Source organism: Paenibacillus faecis (assembly GCF_008084145.1).
In the GTDB taxonomy this organism is placed as follows: domain Bacteria; phylum Bacillota; class Bacilli; order Paenibacillales; family Paenibacillaceae; genus Fontibacillus; species Fontibacillus faecis.
Genome location: NZ_VSDO01000004.1, coordinates 570,352 through 588,379, shown reverse-complemented (window position 1 = coordinate 588,379; position 18,028 = coordinate 570,352). Strand labels below are relative to the sequence as shown.

11 protein-coding genes are annotated in these 18,028 nt (G+C 53.2%); 2 read left to right on the top strand and 9 right to left on the bottom strand.

From position 1 onward, the window contains the following. Positions 1–26: 26 nt before the first annotated feature. The 4 genes from FRY98_RS20390 to FRY98_RS20375 form a co-directional block, all read right to left on the bottom strand. A complete protein-coding gene (locus tag FRY98_RS20390) occupies positions 27–2,444 on the bottom strand; it encodes a glycoside hydrolase family 31 protein (RefSeq protein ID WP_225038706.1) in 2,418 nt (805 codons plus the stop codon). Positions 2,445–2,543: 99 nt separating this feature from the next. Next, a complete protein-coding gene (locus FRY98_RS20385; RefSeq protein WP_148455404.1) occupies positions 2,544–4,160 on the bottom strand; it encodes an extracellular solute-binding protein in 1,617 nt (538 codons plus the stop codon). Between the two features lie 36 nt (positions 4,161–4,196). Continuing rightward, positions 4,197–5,108, bottom strand: coding sequence for a carbohydrate ABC transporter permease (locus tag FRY98_RS20380; protein WP_148455919.1), 912 nt, complete (start codon positions 5,106–5,108; stop codon positions 4,197–4,199). A gap of 25 nt (positions 5,109–5,133) precedes the next feature. Then, positions 5,134–6,057: an ABC transporter permease gene (locus FRY98_RS20375; protein ID WP_148455402.1), complete on the bottom strand. Its 924-nt coding sequence runs from the start codon at positions 6,055–6,057 to the stop codon at positions 5,134–5,136. A gap of 392 nt (positions 6,058–6,449) precedes the next feature. Here FRY98_RS20375 and FRY98_RS20370 point away from each other — a divergent pair, with 392 nt between their 5' ends. Both FRY98_RS20370 and FRY98_RS20365 read left to right on the top strand, forming a co-directional pair. Continuing rightward, positions 6,450–8,186: a cache domain-containing sensor histidine kinase gene (locus FRY98_RS20370; protein WP_225038704.1), complete on the top strand. Its 1,737-nt coding sequence runs from the start codon at positions 6,450–6,452 to the stop codon at positions 8,184–8,186. A 4-nt stretch (positions 8,187–8,190) separates the two neighbouring features. Then, positions 8,191–9,822, top strand: coding sequence for a response regulator (locus FRY98_RS20365; RefSeq protein ID WP_148455400.1), 1,632 nt, complete (start codon positions 8,191–8,193; stop codon positions 9,820–9,822). A 520-nt stretch (positions 9,823–10,342) separates the two neighbouring features. On the opposite strand, the gene FRY98_RS20360 is transcribed toward FRY98_RS20365, so the two are convergent. From FRY98_RS20360 to FRY98_RS20340, 5 genes are all read right to left on the bottom strand, one after another. Next, positions 10,343–11,719: an MATE family efflux transporter gene (locus tag FRY98_RS20360; protein WP_148455398.1), complete on the bottom strand. Its 1,377-nt coding sequence runs from the start codon at positions 11,717–11,719 to the stop codon at positions 10,343–10,345. Between the two features lie 124 nt (positions 11,720–11,843). Continuing rightward, positions 11,844–13,913 (bottom strand): methyl-accepting chemotaxis protein, encoded by a 2,070-nt coding sequence (locus FRY98_RS20355; protein ID WP_148455396.1) that lies wholly within the window; start codon positions 13,911–13,913, stop codon positions 11,844–11,846. 112 nt (positions 13,914–14,025) lie between these two features. After that, positions 14,026–14,871: a sugar ABC transporter permease gene (locus tag FRY98_RS20350; protein WP_148455394.1), complete on the bottom strand. Its 846-nt coding sequence runs from the start codon at positions 14,869–14,871 to the stop codon at positions 14,026–14,028. Further along, a complete protein-coding gene (locus tag FRY98_RS20345; protein WP_148455392.1) occupies positions 14,868–16,169 on the bottom strand; it encodes a carbohydrate ABC transporter permease in 1,302 nt (433 codons plus the stop codon). The genes FRY98_RS20350 and FRY98_RS20345 overlap by 4 nt, the downstream gene beginning before the upstream one ends. 97 nt (positions 16,170–16,266) lie before the next feature. Then, on the bottom strand, positions 16,267–17,589 hold the full coding sequence (locus tag FRY98_RS20340; protein WP_148455389.1) for a sugar ABC transporter substrate-binding protein: 1,323 nt from the start codon (positions 17,587–17,589) through the stop codon (positions 16,267–16,269). Between the last annotated feature and the right edge of the window lie 439 nt (positions 17,590–18,028).

Below are 18,028 nucleotides of genomic sequence, written 5' to 3'. Positions count from 1 at the left end.
GTCTGACCTCCCATTTCCTTCCAAGTTTACAGCCTCGCCGTCAGTAGTTCGCAAAGAGCTCCGTATAAGGACTCGTCCAGTTCCATCGAGGCTAGCGAGGCCAATGCGGCCGCTGGCGCAGAGGCTTCCTTCACAACCCGGAAAATGCGTTCTTTCAGTTGAAAAGCGATTTGCGCCCGATCCAGGAGGACGAAGGCCTCTCTCTCCACCTCATTCCCCGCGACGCCGGCAGCTGCAAATGTAATGCGGATCTCTTCACTGACCGGCGTCCCCGGCAAGGTCACGACGATCGCGCCGCTCTCCCGGTCGTAGTCGGTCTCGACCGCCACTTCCTCGCCCGAAGCGCTGGCCCGCACCGTCGTTTCGGCAAAGCCGACAAAGGACAACTTCCAGCGCCGGATCTTCGGAACAACAGCCGTGTTGCCTGCGACCGGGCGGATCGTAAAGCTGATTTCCTCTCCCCATTGAAAAAGCATCTCCGTACCGCACCAGTTTTCGTCACGGTCTTCGGCGCTGTCCCCCTCGTCCTCCCAGAGGACAAAGCGGCCGTCAGCTCCCGCGAACACTTTGATTTCCAGGCAGTGCGGATTATCCGTGGAGGATGTATACGCCGTTAGATCGGCCATTGGGACGATCGCTCCGGCTTTGGCCAACACGGGGATTTGCTTCAAGTCCCGGTACAGGGTGAGCCTCCGGCCGCCGTCATACCTTCTCCCGCTGAAAAAGTCCAGCCAGACGCCCGCGGGCAGCCATGCCTTGAAACCCGCAACGCCGGTCTGCCGGTGAACGGGCCCGGTGATCGGACAAACCAGCAGCTCCGTTCCGAAGTAATACTGGTTCGGCGCTTCGTAGGCTTCAGGCTGCTCGGGCTCGTGGTAATACAGCGGGCGGACGAGCGGCAGCCCGTTCCGGCTGGCATTGCGGTTCATCGTATACAAATACGGAACCAGCCGATGGCGCAGCCGCAAATAATCCTTCATGATTCCCGCCGCCGTTTCGTTAAACCGCCAAGGCTCCTTGCTGTTGAAGGGGCTCGCCGAGCTGTGCAGCCTGAGGATCGGCGAGAACACGCCGAACTGCACCCACCGCGTCGCCAGTTCGTCATCCAGATAGCCGTTCATATGCCCGCCGATATCATGGCTCCACCAGCCGTTTCCCGCATTGGAAGCGGTGGCCGTAAAATACGGCTGGAAATCGAGCGAGGCCCAGGTGACGATCGTGTCCCCGGAGAAACCGACGGGATAACGGTGGCTTCCCAGGCCGGCATACCTGGAGAAGGTGAGCCGCCGTTTCCCGCGGCGCCCGCTGTCCAGGTAGTGATAATGATTCAGCATCCAAAGCGGATCGAGCCCCGGAACCCGGGTCACGCCCTCCTGCTGCCAGTCGATCCACCAAAAGTCCACCCCCTCGTCTTCCAGGGGATGGTGCAGATCTTTGAAATAGGCCCGCAAAAATGCCGGATCGGTCGGGTCGAATTCCACCGCCTCTTCCTCGGCGACGTTTAAGCCCAACTCCTCGGCCATCGCCGGATAGGAGGCCTCAAACGCCCGCACGCCGTCGGCCGGATGGACGTTAAGCGTCACGCGCAGCCCCTTCCGATGCAGCCAAGCCAAGAACCCCGGAGGGTCGGGAAACAGCTCCCGGTTCCAGGTATATCCGGTCCAGCCGCTGCCGTATTTCGGGTCGATCTCGACCAAATGCCAATCCATGTCCAGTACAGCCACGGAGAACGGGATTTGCTCCGCTTGGAACCTTTCCATCAGCGCCTTGTACTCCGCTTCCGTATATTTGTAATACCGGCTCCACCAGTTTCCGAGGGCGTACCGGGGAAGCAGCGGCGTCGCTCCGGCCAGCCGGTAGAAATCCCGCAGGCATTTCAGATAGTCGCGGCCATACCCGAAGAAGTACAAATCCGTGCCTTCTTCCGTACGCGGCTCCACCCGGCCATTCTCCTCCAACAGTAGGGAACGGCTGTCGTCGACGACGGTATAACCGGCGCGGGAAAGAAGCCCCTCTTCAAGCGGAATCGCTCCATCGGCATTGTCCAAAGTTCTTGCGGTACCGCCCAGCTGTTCGGGGCGATCCCCGAAATGCCAGGTCCCCAGAAGATGACCCACCCCGTTTCTCACCTGAACCCTGAGGCCGTATCGCGAAAACGGCCGCTTGTCATAGATCAAGCGTAGCCGCTCCGTGACGATTTCCAGCCGATCCTCCCGCTCGTTTACGCGAAAATCCGGTACCGGAAATGCCCGGTTCAACACGATCTGGCTTGCCCGGTCCTCAAAGCGGCCACCCTCGCTGTATTCCATGCGAATCAACGCCGCGGTCAAGATCGTAAACCGGTAGTTTTCCCCCTGGATCACCGCTGCCGGACGGGCCCGCGGCTCGGCGGGAATTCTGAAACGTTCCGGCATCTCCTGCCCGATTTGCAAGGTTTCCTTCATAACCTCAGCACCTTTCTCTCCATTTTGACCCGATTCCTTAAAGATCATGCCGCTTCGCGGCGAGGTGCGCCACAAGCGGCATGGCTTTGCATTGACTGGTTATTTCACGCTCATATAGCGGTTGTACGCATCCGTTCTGATTTTCATCAGCTTATCAAGCCCCATGTCCTGCAGCTTTTTCACATAGGCGTCCCATTCTTCGTCGATACCGCCTTTGGTCACCCACTGCGCCCGCATGGCCGACACATAACTGTCGATGTCGGTGGTCAGGGTCGGAAGCTCCTGGAATTCCTCCGCGGTGTACATGACATTCGGAAAAGGAACGGTAACGTATTCGCTGCCCATTTTATCGATTTCCAGCTTCAAACCGTCGCCGGTCTTCGGGTTCAGCACAATATTTTTCTCGAAGGCAGGGCTCACGTACTTCGGCCCGAAATCCCGAAGCGACTGCTCCCAGTACCAGGCGTCCGCGCTGGTGCCGCTCGGCGGGTCCATCAAGGTATACGTGCCGTCTTCGTTCTTCTTGATGACCGTATCGATCGCTCCCCAGAAATTCTGAATGCTGGCCTCATTCGTGTAGAACTGGTCGGCCCAGCGGGCGGCAATCTCCGGGTATTTGCAGGAAGTGGTAATCAGCATTTCATTGCGGTTAAAGCTCAAACCGCTGGGATCGCCGGCCTGATACTTCTTCCCGTCGGGGCCGGCAATCGGCGCAATCGCCTCGTACTCGCCGCTCCATTTGCCGAACACCGCATCCGGCGTCCATTGATACGTGAAGCCGACAATCGGAGCGTCCGCATTCTGCTGCTTGGCCGACGTCATCGTCGCATCCTGGGTGTACAGCTCCTGATCGATCAAGCCCTCCGCATACAATTCATGAGCCCATTGCAGCCCCGCTTTGTATTCCTCCGACACCGGGATGAACACGGGTTTGCCGTCCTTGACCGTCATGCTGTTGCCGTTCGGGTCCGTAATCCCGAAGGGATCCAGGAGGGCACCGAGTCCGTTCTCCGTATAGGGGATCTCGTCCTTTTTCCCGTTGCCGTTCGGATCCTGCTCCTTAAAAGCTTTCAGTACATTACGGAGCTCGTCGAGGTTTTGGGGAGCTTGCAGCCCCAGCTTGTCGAGCCAAGCCTTGTTGATCACAGGCTGGTTTTTGCTCTTTGGTCTGGCCGGTAGGCGGGCGGGCAGAGAGTAAATTTTGCCGTCGGGAAACGTGCTGATCTGCCTCAGTTCCGGGGTCTCCTCCATCGCGGCTTTCAGATTCGGCATATATTGTTCAATCAGCTCATCCAACGGACGGAAATAGCTCAGGTTATTGACGATATCGGAATCGGAAAAAGTCTGATTGCCCAAAATAATGTCCGGGAGCGTTCCGCTGGCCAGCATGATCGATTTCTGCTCGCTCCAGTCGTTCGAGGAGACGACCTCCCACTCGATTTTGACATTCGTGTTCTTCTCCAAGTCTTGAAGCCACTGATTTTGAGTAAAGGTGTCGCCCATATTTCCCCAACGCATGGTCAGCACCTTGAGTGTGACGGGCTCGTTTACGATCGGCAGACCCTCTTTGTTAAACTCACCGGTTGGGGTTTGCGACGCCGTTTCCGCTTTTCCTCCCCCGCATCCGGCAAGGCCGAACACGAGCGCCGCCGCCAAAAGGGCGGCAATCCATCCTTTCGCTGTCGCAAGGGTGGTCTTCCCCGTTTTTCTCGTCATTTGATTTATCCCCCATTCTCTTTGATCAAAGCTGCTTTACTCCTTCACGGCGCCGATCATCACCCCCTGATTAAAGTACTTCTGAACGAACGGGTACACGCACATAATCGGAACCGTAGCGATGATAATGACGGAGTACCTCATCATATTGGCCAGGCGCATGGCGATTTGGGCGGCTTCCCCGCTCCCCAAGGCGGTCTGCATCTGATTCGTGATCAGGATATTGCGCAGGATCAGTTGGAGCGGATGAAGGTCCGGATTTTTCAGATAAATCAAAGCATTGAAGTACGAATTCCAGTATCCGACGGCAATCCATAAACCGAGCACCGAAATGATCGCTTTGGACAGCGGCAGCACGACGCTGATGAAATAGCGGATATTGCCGCAGCCGTCGATCTGCGCCGCCTCCCATAAATCTCCCGGAATACTCGATTGGAAGAAGGTTCGCGCGACGATGATATCGTACACCACGACCGAGAAGGGGAGCACCATGACCAAGAACGTATCGTACAGGTGAAAATCGCGGATGGTCAGGAATGTCGGGATCAGCCCCCCGCTGAAGAACATCGTAAAAATAAAGAACAAGGACAGAAATTTCCTGCCGACCAGGTCCTTCCTCGACAAGGCGTAGGCCGCCGATATATTGACGATCAAACCGATGGCCGTGCCCACCACCGTGTACAAAATCGTATTTCCGTAGCCGGTCCATATATTGTCGTGCTTGAACAGCTCCTTGTACCCGTCCAGGGTGAAGCCCTGCGGATACAACCAGACCCGTCCGTTCGCCACCGCCGACGGATCGCTGAACGAAGCGATGACAATAAAATACAGCGGGTACATCAGAACGATCAAAAACAAAACCGCAAACACATACAGGGCCACTTCCAACAGGACGTCGGAAGACCGGTTGTTAACCGGCTTTGGCGCCGGGCCCGCCGCGGTATTCATCGCCTCCATCTTTCTTCCCCCTCCTTTACCAAAGGCTGTTCTCGCTGTACTTCTTGGAGAGCTGGTTGACGAGAATCAGCAGGATGAAATTAATGACGGTATTAAACAGGTTGATCGCCGAGGAAAAACTGTACTGGCTGCTGAGCAGCCCGATTTTATACACGTAAGTGGAAAGGATCTCGCTTGACGTAATGTTCAGATCGTTCTGCATCAGATATACTTTCTCAAACCCGACGCCGAGCAGCCCCCCTACCCGTAGAATCAGCAGCGTGATCGCCGTCGGCATCAGCATCGGGATATCGATATAGCGGATTTTGTGCCACCGGCTGGCCCCGTCCACTGTGGCGGCTTCATAGAGGCTCGGGTCGATCGTGGAGAGCGCGGCGATATAAATGATGCTGTCCCAGCCGACATGCTGCCACACGTCGGACCAGACGTACAAGCTGCTGAACAGGCTGGCCGATCCGATGAGATCGGGAGCCTCCGCGCCGAACAGCCGGTACAGATGCCCGACCAGCCCGGTGCTGGGGGACAACAGGATGAGCATCAGACCAACCATGACGACCGTCGAAATGAAATGCGGCATGTACGAAACCGTCTGGAAAAACCGCTTGAACCGGTTGGGCCGCATCTGATTGACCATCAACGCCAGCAGGATTGGAATCGGGAAGGTAACCAGGCTGTAAAGACTGAGAACCACCGTGTTCTTGATCGTGGCCGAAAACTGATAGGAATGAAAAAACTTTTCGAAATATTTGAACCCCGCCCAAGGGCTGTCCGTAATGCCGAGCGCCGGACTGTAATCCTTAAAGGCGATCAAGACGCCGTACATCGGTTTGTAGGCGAACAAAAGCGTAAGCACCGCGGCGGGAAGCAGCAGCAGGTATAACCCGCCGTTCCTTCGGATCTGTCCGAGCTTTCGCGCCGCGTAAGTCTGACCGGATCTCAAGATATCCCCCTCCTTTATATAAGTTGACCTAATTGATCTCGCATGTGGGGCAGCCGTTGTAACTTGATTGGATTCGGGCCTTCCGCTCTTCCGGGCCGTCCACCGCCTGAGCACCTTCAGTATAACGGCTTTGCCGGCGCTTTTACCGGACCTGTGCAAGCGTAATCCGGACCTATCCCTCGGGACTGCGGTTTCCGCTTAACCCCCTCCAGCTTTTTTATTACCATAGCAATGACGCGATTCGGACTTTTCTTTGCGGTTTCCGGACTTTCCGCCGATTTCGGAGCGGGCGCCGTATCTTTTTGCCGGGCGGAGGTTTTATAATGTGTTCATACTTCATTGAAGCGCATTCATCACAGAGCGCGAACGAAAGGACGCGGTGCTTGGGAGCCATGTTCAAACCAACGAAAGACAAAGCGTACCCGATCAGGCATTATGTAAAAATCATGTTCCTCGTTTCATTTCTGGCGCTTGTCCTGGATTTCGTCATCAGCCTTGCCGCCATCTCGATCGTGAAGCAGCAATCCACCCGTTCCCTGCAGGATACGGCGGATCTTTATATTCACCGGATCAATCACGATTTCGCTTACATGACCCATTATATGGGTTGGACGCTCGCTAACGATGAGAGCCTCGAAACCATGAACGCGAACCCCGTGAACAGCTATGCCTTTATCAAAGCAAACGAAAATTTGCATAAACAATACAGCGAACTCCAGAAAAATTACGGAAAGGAATATCAATTTTTCGTGTATTTAAAGAAGCCCGGCTTCTTCCTCAACTGTGCGCCGCTCAACATCGGCTATTCGGATTACCAGGCTCTGAAGAAGCAGGTGATGTCTTATGTCGAGGAAAAGAACATTTACGAAAGGTTCTACTCCCAGTGGACGCCGATCGAGGTGGGCGGCAAGCATTACGTTACGAATATCGTGCCCTACCACGACAGCTACATGATCAGCCTGGTATCGGCCGACGATCTGATCCGCCCCTTACGCGGGATCAATCTGGGGGAGAACGGGTATGTCTCTCTGGTTAGCGGTGAAGGCCGCGGACTGACCAGTCCGGTCTCCAACAACGGAGAGCGGATTGCTGCGGAATCCGGGAGAACGCTGCTGCCGGATCTGTTCCGGACCCGGACGACCGTTCACGGCGAGTTCAACAACGCTTCCTTTTACGTCAAGCTCGTCATTCAGTTTGGAGCATTCGAGCGGATTATGGTGGCCCAACTGCTCATCATCCTGCTGGCCGTCATTATTACCTGCAATGTCTGCTTCATTATGCTGTATTTTAAGAATAAAGTGCTTAAGCCGATCAAGAGCTTCTCCTACAACCTCGCTTTTTGGACGGAAGACGGAGATCCGCTCGACATCGGCAGCAGCAAGATTATTGAGTTGGAAAAGGCCAGCAAGCAGTTTATGCATCTCGTCGGGCAAATCCGGAAATTCAAAATCGATCTTTATGAACGTGAACTGGAAAAACAGCGGATTCAGCTGGATTATATGAAGCTGCAAATTAAGCCGCATTTCTTCCTGAATTGCCTGACCAGCATCTACAGTATGGCGCAGATGCAGATGCATCAAGAAATCGAGAGTATGGCGTTGTCCACCTCCAAATACTTCCGTTATATTTTCCAAAGCGGTGAGAACTTTGTAGGTTTGGAGGAGGAGCTGGATCATGTCCGGACTTATCTGGACATTCAGAAGCACCGGTATCGGGATGCGCTGTCGTACTCCATTCAACGGGAGGGGGAGGACACCCGAAACGCACGGATCCCTCCGCTCGTCCTTCAGACGTTCGTGGAAAACGCGGTGAAATACGCGGTGTCCCGGACCTCCGAGGCGGTCATCGAGCTGGCGGTCCGCCGCGAAGCGGACGGGGACGCGGAACGGCTCGTTTTCCGCATCGCCGATACCGGTCCCGGATATCCGTCGGAAATTCTCGAGGCGCTGCAGCAGGGGCGGCCGCTGGATCAATCCGGCGGAACCCATATCGGGATCATGAACACGCTACGGCGGCTGGAATTCCTCTATCGGAACGAGGCGAAGGTCCTGTTCGCCAACCGCGAGCATGGAGGAGCCTGCGTCACCTTATACCTTCCGGTTGTCGTGCCGGAGAAGACGGGGGGATAGAACGATGCATGTATTGCTGGTGGATGACGATTACTTCGTCGTAACCGCGCTGGAGAAAAAAATCGACTGGGCTTCCTTGCAGGTCGATGCCGTCTATACGGCCCACAATGTCGCTCAAGCCCGGGAAATCCTGAAGACCCGGCCGGTACAGATTCTTATATCGGATATCGAAATGCCGCAGGGAAGCGGTCTTGAGCTTCTGGCCTGGATTCGGGAAGAGAAATACGAGGTCCAAACGATTTTTCTGACCAACTACGCCGATTTTAACTACGCGCAGAAAGCCATCGAACTGCAGAGCTTTGAATATTTTCTCAAGCCGATCGAGTTCGACAAGCTGATGCTGATTATTCAAAAAGCCGTGGCGAGGTCCAAAGAGCAGCAAAAGAACGAAAAGGCCATCCAGGATGGGCGGTTTTGGCAAAAAAATCAGGCGAAAATCATCGAGTATTTTTGGCGGCGGCTGGTCGTGGACAGTGTTTCCGTTCCGGTCAAGCCGTCCGATGTCGCCCGTTCGGTACAGGAGCAGCATCTTGCCTACGGCATGTCCGACCGGATTCAGCCTTTGCTGATTCAGCTGTTTCCCTATAACGGCAGCATGGGCAAAGAGGAGAAGAATCTGTTCGATTTCGCGCTGCTGAATGTGCTTTATGAGCTGATCCAAAGCCCTTGCTTTTCCGTGGAAACGATTTTGGAGTACCGGGACTGCAACTGGATCGTTATTCTCAAATGGCACCACCCGGTAGAGGTTCCGCTCCTTCGGGAGCTCTGTTCCTTGTTCATCGAACGGGGCCGGTCGTACTTAAAATGCGACGCCTGCTGCAGCATCGGCTTTTCCGCTCCTCTCGAAAGCATTGGCCAGCTTCTGCACCGACTGCTCTCTATTCACGGAGAAATGACTCCGGTTCGGAACGAGACTTATCTGATGGAGGATTATCCCCCTCCTGCCGTACCCCGGGAGTACCGCCCCCCCGACTTGACTCTGCTGGAGGACCTGCTGCACCGGAACGATCCGGTCGCTTTCCTCGGGGAAGTTGAGAAAGAGCTAAGGTTACGGCTGGGCGGGCGGCGCGTGCTGAACATTTCGGAACTGAGCCTGTTCCGGCTGGATATCGTCCAGTTGGTCTATTCCTTCCTTAAATTAAAAGGAATTCAAGCCCACAAGCTGTACACCGGGAAAACGAACGATTCGCTGCTCATGCACTCGCTATCGTCTATCGAGGATTTTGAGGAGTACCTGAAGTATTTGGTGCATACGGCGCTCGATTACCGGGATTTTGCCGCCCAGCCCAAGTCTGTTGTCGAGGAAATCAAGCAATACATTCATGCCCATTACGGCGAGGATCTGTCGAGGAACGATTTGGCGGAAATCGTCTATCTCCATCCCGACTACCTGGCCAGAGTGTTCAAGCGGGAAACCGGCGTTTCCTTGGGAAGCTATGTTATCCAGGTCCGCATCCAAGTAGCCAAGGGGCTGCTGGAGACCACCGAGCTGTCCGTATACACCATTGCCAACCGGGTGGGCTATGCCAATGACTCGTATTTCTCCAAGCTGTTCAAACAGGAGGTCGGATTAACGCCCAACGAGTATAAAAGAGTGGCATGTTTGGGTGCAGAAAGCGGGCACCCCATTCCCTGAGGGGGTGAGGGGGCGAGAGGCGAGGCGGCCACTTACCGGGAATTCTTCCCGTTAACTAAAACCTTTACGGCTGCAAAAGGGAATTAGCGGGAAAAGCTCCCGCTAAGATTCGGCTGAAAACGCGTGGATCGGCGGTTAGACCGCGGAATGCTGGGGATTTTCCAGTTATTTACGTACGCAGGAGCCATGAACGCAAAGCTAGTGCCCCATCAGACAACCTTGATAATATAGAATTCCTGCAAATCTGCATGTTTTTTTCCTGTTTGGAGCCAAAAATTTGAAAATTCCTGCAATTCTGCAGGAATTCACGTCGAAGTAGGCTCGTTTCTCAAAAATGGCTAGAAATACCTGCAGATTTGCATCTATTTTCGCATTCCCTCGGGGATCGGCTTAAATCCCTGCAGATTTGCATCTTTTTGGAGTTGGCAGGTTCAACGATTGGATTTTGAATTAGAAAACAGCGGCGGTCTAAGACTCTATTTCAAGTCTTGGTCCGCCGCTGTTGTATGGCCACTGGACTCTAAAAAGGCGAGTACCCCGCAGTTTTCTCCCGTTCGATGAGGCTCATGCTCTCCCAGCGGCGCGATTTCCATCTGAGCCGGAACAAACAGGTCTTCACCCACTCATCCGCGATAAACGCGATATACACGCCAATCATGCCCCAGCCTAAATGCACCCCTAGAACGTAGGAAAGGGAGACGCTAATGATCCAAACCGATGAGACGCTGATATACACCGGAACTTTGACGTCGCCCGCCGCACGCAGCGCGTTGATGAGGATGAGGTTCCCCGCGCGCCCGGCCTCCAGCAGAACGGCAAGCCACAATAAATGAACGGTTTGCCGGATCGTGTCCGGATCGTTGGTGAACAACCCGACCAGTAAACCCGAACACGAAGCGATCAACAAAGCGGAGCCCGCGGAGATCAACGATGCGAACCAGGCGTAATTTTTTCCCCGCTTATAGGTCTCGTCAAATAGCTTGGCTCCAATGTACCTGCCGATCATGATCTCCGTGGCCAGAGCCAAGGACAAGGTAAACAGGTTGTTGAACATTCCGAGATTTTGGGCGTATATTTTGGCCGAGAGCGCCTGGGTCCCCAGTAGCGCGATAAAAGAGGTAATGCAAATCTGCGCCATGGTGGAAAAAAAGCTCTCTCCCGCCGTCGGTATGCCGATCTGGAACAATCCCCTTGCATGTTCCCGCAGGTCTTTCGCATGGATTCCCCGCATCCGAAACCTGAAGTCCGTCTTGAGTTTGATCAGGACGAACAAAAACGCCAAGCCGACCAACCGCGACAGCACGGTGGAGATGGCAACGCCCGAAACCCCCGAAAAAGGGGCACTCAAGGAGCCGTACAGGGCGATATAATTCCCCAAGAGGTGCAAAGCGTTTATTCCAAAAGCGACATACATGGTAACGCGGGTAAATCCATAGCTTCGCATAATGGTTGCCAGCGTCAGCCTGACCGCTTCGGCAAACACAAATCCACCCGTGATCATTAAGTAAGTCCAGGCGGAGGGAGCCAGCTCCTGCGGAAGATTCATCCACCCAAAGATGGTGCGTCCCGCACCCAGCAGCAGTAGACTGGTCAACAGACCGAACAGCAAATTGAGCACGATGGCCACCGAAGCGACCTCCAATGCCGACTTGTTCCGCCCGGCGCCGAGGTTTTGGGAAATCAGCACGCTCGTACCCGCGGATACCACATTGAACATCAAATTCACAAAGAACAAAATTTGATTCGCTACGCCGACGGCGGCCATCGCTTCTTCCGAAAAGTGGCTGAGCATCAAAGTATCGATATTCCCCATCAGCATGCCGAGCAACATTTCAACAAAAATCGGCCAGGTCAAAGCAAATAACGTTAGCTTCTTGTTCCCCTGTTGTTTCTCCAAATGATCTTCACCCGCGACTTTCCCCCAAAATGCAATCTAAATCCATTCTATGATCAAGACGCTTTTGATAAAACGTTTGTACAAAATCCATTATTCAACTCATTCATCCCTAATCGGTCGTCCATTAGTCAACTTGCTCGGCTGTGTGCAATTCAAACACGCTTAAGGATTGCTTAAGCGATTCCGACAGCTCTTTCAAACGGCGGGACAGGCCGACCAGGTCCTCACTGACACGGTATTGCCCCGAAGCCATGGAAGCCACCTCTTCGGTGGAAGCCCCGCTCTGCTGTACGACGGAGCCGACGTTCGAGACGAAATCCCGTAAAGCCAACTGGGCGCTCATCAACTCGCTGACGGAAGCGGAGGCGCTTTGCAGTTCTCCGGCAAAACCATCCATTTCCCGCCCCACGCTCCGAAAGATGGAAGAAGCCGATGTGACGGATTCCAGCTGTTCCCGAAATTTCGGCGTTATTTCCTGAAGAACGTTTACCGTATTTTCGATGGCGGCCTGAATTTCTTCGGTCATGGCGGAGACGTTCCGGATCGAATCGTTCGATTGCGCCGACAGCTTGCGGATTTCCTCCGCGATAACCGCGAAGCCTTTACCCGCCGCTCCGGCACGCGACGCTTCAATGGTGGCATTCAGCGACAAAATATTCGTCCGACGGGTCATTTCAATCATCGGCTGCAAAATACTTCGGATCGAAAGGGTGCTTTGACTTAATTGGCCGGAGTTCTCCTCAATCATCCCGGTCATCCTCGACACGTCCTCCGTCTTTTCCACCAATCGTTCCATGTGCCTCTGCCCTTGTTCACTCACTTCCACGATCCGCCCGGCAGACGTGTCCATCGCTTTGGTTAAATGGATGACCCGATCCATTCGCGTGCTGATCTCGTCCGTCAGGGCGTTTCCTTTCTCCGCCTCCTCCGCCAAGCTGGAGGACCCCTGGGCGATTTCTTCGGTGGCGGCCGCAATCTCTCCCGCCGTCGTCGCCGTCTCCCTCGAAGCTTGGGCCAGGGTGTCCGCGGTCTGCCACAGCTCCTGCGTCGACCGCTGTATCCCGTCCACTAACCCTGCGATTTGTTCCATCATTTTATTAAAACTTTGTCCCAGCCGCCCGATCTCGTCGCGGCCTTTAAAACTCGCGCGCACTTTCAGATTGCCCCGCTCTCCTTCCTCCATTAAGCGGGACAGTTTCTGCAGCGGTTTTCCGACGTTCCGGAACAAGTAGTACCCGATTCCCAAAGCAACCGCGATGGCTACGCCCATCACAATTACGGTCACATGCACAAGCTTGTCGGCCGCACTCAGAAAATCGCTCTCCGGAGCGTATCCGATCAGCCGCCAGGGGGCGGTCCGCAACGGTTTGTATACCACCAGCTGTCTAATCCCCTGCTCGTCTGTTGCGGCGAGCGAAGTTGGGGTTCCGGAGAATTGCGTTTCCGTTAACCCGAGGGCGGACGGGGTCTCGATCAATTCCGGACGGGCCGCATGTACAATCGTATTATCGGGCGTAAGGACGTTGATCTGACCCGAATCCCCGAGCTTCAAATTGGCCAGGGTCTCTGTCAATGCCGCACTCTTGATCTCAATCAGCAGGGTAAACTCCGCTTCCGGATGGTTCAGGTTCTTCAAAACCCTTCCCATCGTAACGGTCGGTTCATTCGCAGTTCCAAAAAAACCTTTCCTGAGACCCGGAATCCAGACCGGCTTTCCGGAAGCCTGGGCAATCGTGTCGAGCCTGCTCTTCACCCCGTCGTTTCTCTGCGTACCGCTAGCCCCGGAGGTCGCGTAATTGTTGGAGAAGTCCTTGTTGACCAACCGGATGCCGATTAAGCGCTCATCCGAACCTTTCATGGCGTTGAGCTTGTTTTTTATTCTCGTTTCCGCCTCCGTTTTCCGGACAATATCGACATCCGGCCGCGTGACCGTCTCCAGATCCTCCTTCAGGATTTGATCTACCGCCATCTGTCTGGATATGGATTCGTAGCCGGAAAACAGAAAGTCCAACTTGTCCGCAGCTTGTTCGATCGCCTGGGAAGCCGCCGTCCCTACCTCGGCCCGGATAATCTCCTTCGATTTGACATACGAACTTAATCCGAGTATGGCTGATAAGACGACAATGACTCCAAACACCATGACAAACAGCTTCATTCCGACCGACCTAAATTGTACGGCTTGGCCAAACTTCATATGTCCCTGCCCCCTTTTGAATAGCACTCTTATGTAAAGAAAGGATATAGCTGCTCAGCTTGGCTGAAGCTATATCCTCATGACTGATTTGTACGGAGATATTAATTTTCGATTATCCTTTACTTGCCCCGGAAGTCAAACCATCCACGAGCAGCCGCTGCAGGAACATAAACAGGATGGTGATCGGTACGGCGATCAGCACCGCCCCCGCGGCAAACAGCGTAAAGTTCGAGTTTGTATTCGTATTGACCAAGTCCCACATCCCGACGGCGACCGTCCAGTTTTCCTTGGAACGCAGCACCAGGCGGGCAAAGATAAAATCAACCCAAGGGCCGACGAACTGGGTCAATCCAATGTAGGTTAGCATCGGTTTGGACAATGGTAAAATAATCTTCCAGAATACGGTAAAGTTGCTGGCGCCGTCGATTCTGGCGGCTTCATCCAGCGACCTCGGGATCGTATCCAGAAAGCCCTTGGCAATGAATGTGCCTCCAATCGGCGCTCCGGCCGCGTAAACGATAACCAGAGCCCAGTGAGAGTCCAGCATGTTCATCGAAAGCAACAATAAGAAGATGGCAACCATACTCATAAATCCCGGAAACATGCCCAGTACCAGCAGAACGGACAGCCCGTTCTTCCGTCCGCGAAACCGGAAACGCGAGAAAGCGTAACTCGTGAGCAAGGTAAGGAATACGCCCAGGATCGTGGAAAAAATAGACACCTTCAGCGTGTTCATATACCATTGCCCGAACAGAATCGTATGCGATGTGAACAATTCCCTGTAATGCTCGAATGTAAGAGCTTCGGGGAACAGTGATTTGCTGTACAGCGCCCTCCCCGGCCGCAGCGAACCCAGGATAACCCAAAGGGCCGGATATAGTGCGCATATCGCTAAAATAACCAAAACAATATAGCTCGACGTCAACCGTACGGCATTCCCTATTTTCCGTGCGCTCATTGGATCATGTCCTCCTCTTTGAATGATTTCGTTCGGCGATAGCTATAGATCGAGAGGGAGGCGATGATCAAAAAGATAATGATGCCCACGGCGGACGCCATATTGTATTTCCTTTGATCCAGCGTCAACTTATAGAGCCAGGTCACAAGCAAGTCGGTGGAACCGGCATACTGATAGTCCCCGTTTACCGGGTTCCCGTTGGTCAGCAGGAAAATCGCATTAAAGTTGTTGATGTTGCCGGCGAACTGCGTGATCAAAATCGGCGCCGTGGTAAACAGGATCATCGGCAGGGTGATGATTCTGAATTTCTGGAATCCGGTAGCCCCGTCCACCTCGGCCGCCTCGTACAAGTCTTTGGGAATCGTGGTCAATACCCCCATGATCAGCAGCATGGATACCGGTATCCCCACCCACATATTTACAACGATGACCGTCACTTTTGCCCAGAACGGATCAGTTAACCACGGCAACCCGTCCAGTCCGAAGTATTCAAGATACTGGTTGATCGGCCCGAATTGGCCGTTAAACATATTTCTCATGACAAGCAGCGAGATCATTTGCGGGATCGCATACGGCAAAATCAAAATCGTTCTCCAAAGGCCTTTGAACTTGATCCCTTTTTGATTGATCAGCAAGGCGACAAGCATCCCGCCGAAATAAGTTGTGACCGTAGACAATACGGCCCAAATGATCGTCCAGGTCAAAACCCCGTAAAACGTATGACTCCAGGTTTTTAGGGCGACCAGATTCTTGAAAGTATCAAAACCTACCCAGTCAACCAGCATCGCCGGAGGAATGTGTTTGGGCGCGGAATAGTTCGTGAACGCCAGCATCACCATGAAGATGATCGGCATAACGGTAAAGAACAATATCCCGATAGCCGGAATCGTCAAAAACGCTTGGGCAAACTTGTAATCCAGGACATAGCGAACCGATTCCCTGAAGTTCTTCACCTTTTTGCCCTGATCCCTGTCTGCTCCCACGTTTCTGGCATCCTTCACGTTCATGACATAAGCGATGATAAAAATAGCCAGAAAAATCAAGGTGATCAAACTTGTCACCAAAATAACGATAGAGTCGTCCCCGTCGACCCATTTCCCTTTAATCAATCGTCTGGGGACTTCGCCCAATGTGAAGATTCCCCAGAACGTTCTGCCCAAATTATTGATGAAATAGTAACCGCTGACGGCTTCAAATAGTAAAAAAATGATACCTTTAATAAACTGCCGGTTATAAAGCTGCCCCAATCCCATAGCCAATATCGATAAAATAGTAGCGTTATTACGATGTTTGTTCATAGTCTCTCACCTTCTCCTCTCCTTGGGAAACCGAGGAAATTACCCGCCGCTAAACCGCGGCGGGTAATCTGCATTTCTCGCGGAGCAACATCTGCCGTTATTCAGCGGAAACCCCGTTATTCAGATCCTTGATTTGTGTAGCGGCTTTATCCATTGCTTCTTTAGGGTCTTTTCCGCTGTCCCAAATTTCAGGGAATGCGGCGTTTAACGGTGCCCATGCATTGGACATTTCCGGAATGCTCGGCATTGGCTGGGAAGATGCGATCTGTTCCGCAAAAGCGGAGACGGTTGGGTCATTTTTGACTTGATCGGTTTCAAGCGCTTCAAGATTTGTCGGAACGGAACCGACCTTCTCGTTCAACAGGAGCTGTGCCTCCTTGGTAGAGGCGAAATGGGCAAACAGTTTGGCCGCGTTCGGATACTTCGTAAACGAGTTAACCACGTAAATTTTGATGCCCGAGAACGTCACAGCTTTCTTGCCGGCTACGGTCGGAACAGGGGCTACCCCCAAATTATCGCCGAGAGCCGCTTTATACCCGGCAAGTTCCCACGGTCCGTTGATATCCATGGCGATATCTCCTGCGGTAAACAACCCGCGCTTTACGTCCGGATTAATGTCACCGCTGTTGACGGGGAGAATTTCTCTCAAGCTTTGGTATACTTTCAAACTTTCCAGGGCTCCCGCATTATTCACCCCGATATCATCCTTGTTGGTTCCGTTGTCCCCATACAGGTAACCTCCGCCGGAAGCGATAAACGGATAGTTGAAGTACATATTGCCCGTTTCCCACATAATCCCGTACTTTTTCTTTTTAACGTCGTTAAATGTTTTGCTGAAGGCGATTACATCTTCAAAAGACTTAGGCGCTTCCTTCACAAGCGACTTATTATAGTACAAAGCTGGCGTTTCGGCGGCTCTGGGATATCCGTACAGGACACCGTCAAAAGTCGAGCCCAAAACGGAGAGCTCCGTATTGTTCTTCTTGGTTTCTTCTTCAAAGACATCGTTGGCCAGCAACAGCCCGGAAGTCGCTGCGTTCCCGATATGGTCATGCGGTACGATCAACACGTCGGCGGCAAGTCCTGCCGATCCGTCCTGCGTCAGTCGGCCGATCTGGTCGGTCGGCGCCACTTCTTCGATCTTCACCTTGACGCCATACTTGGCTTCAAATTGCTTGATCAATTCGTCCGCGAATACCCGTTCCTCCCGGCTCTCCCAAATGAGCAGTTCCGCGCCCTCTTCCGGCACGATTTCGCCGCCGGCGGCTTTCGCGTCGTTTCCCGCATTCTCAGACGTCTGATTAGCGGGAGCCGGCGCACCCTCACTGTTGTTGCCTTTACCGCCCGAGCCGCAAGCCGCTGTAAAAGATACGACCATGGACAAAGATGCGATGAGCGCTAACATTTTCTTCATTTTCATAAAGCGAACCCCTTCCTGTTTTGTATAGAATCTTTTCTTTTCAAAAAAGCGCAAACGATTTCACATAATGTCGAGAAAAAATGCAGTTTTTGACGTAATTTCGCGGGATTTATCGATTCCCTCGACTAGAAAGCGCTTTACAACTACACCTATCATACAACATAACGCGAAGTTTGTAAAAACGTTTGCACAGATCATTTTTAATATCTTTTGCTTACATAGCTTGATAATGCTCCCGTTTGCTCCCTGTATCGCAATTTCGCTTTGATTACAGCCTCGTTTCCAAGCTTGTGCAATGGTTTGAACAATGCTATAATCTTGACCGAATCCAAACTTGAAGGCACTGTTATCCCTAAGGTACATCCTCGGCTCCGCATTAATAGCCCGGATGTGCCTTTTCTTATTCGCGGTGCTCGGTTTCGTTTAATCCCTTTATATA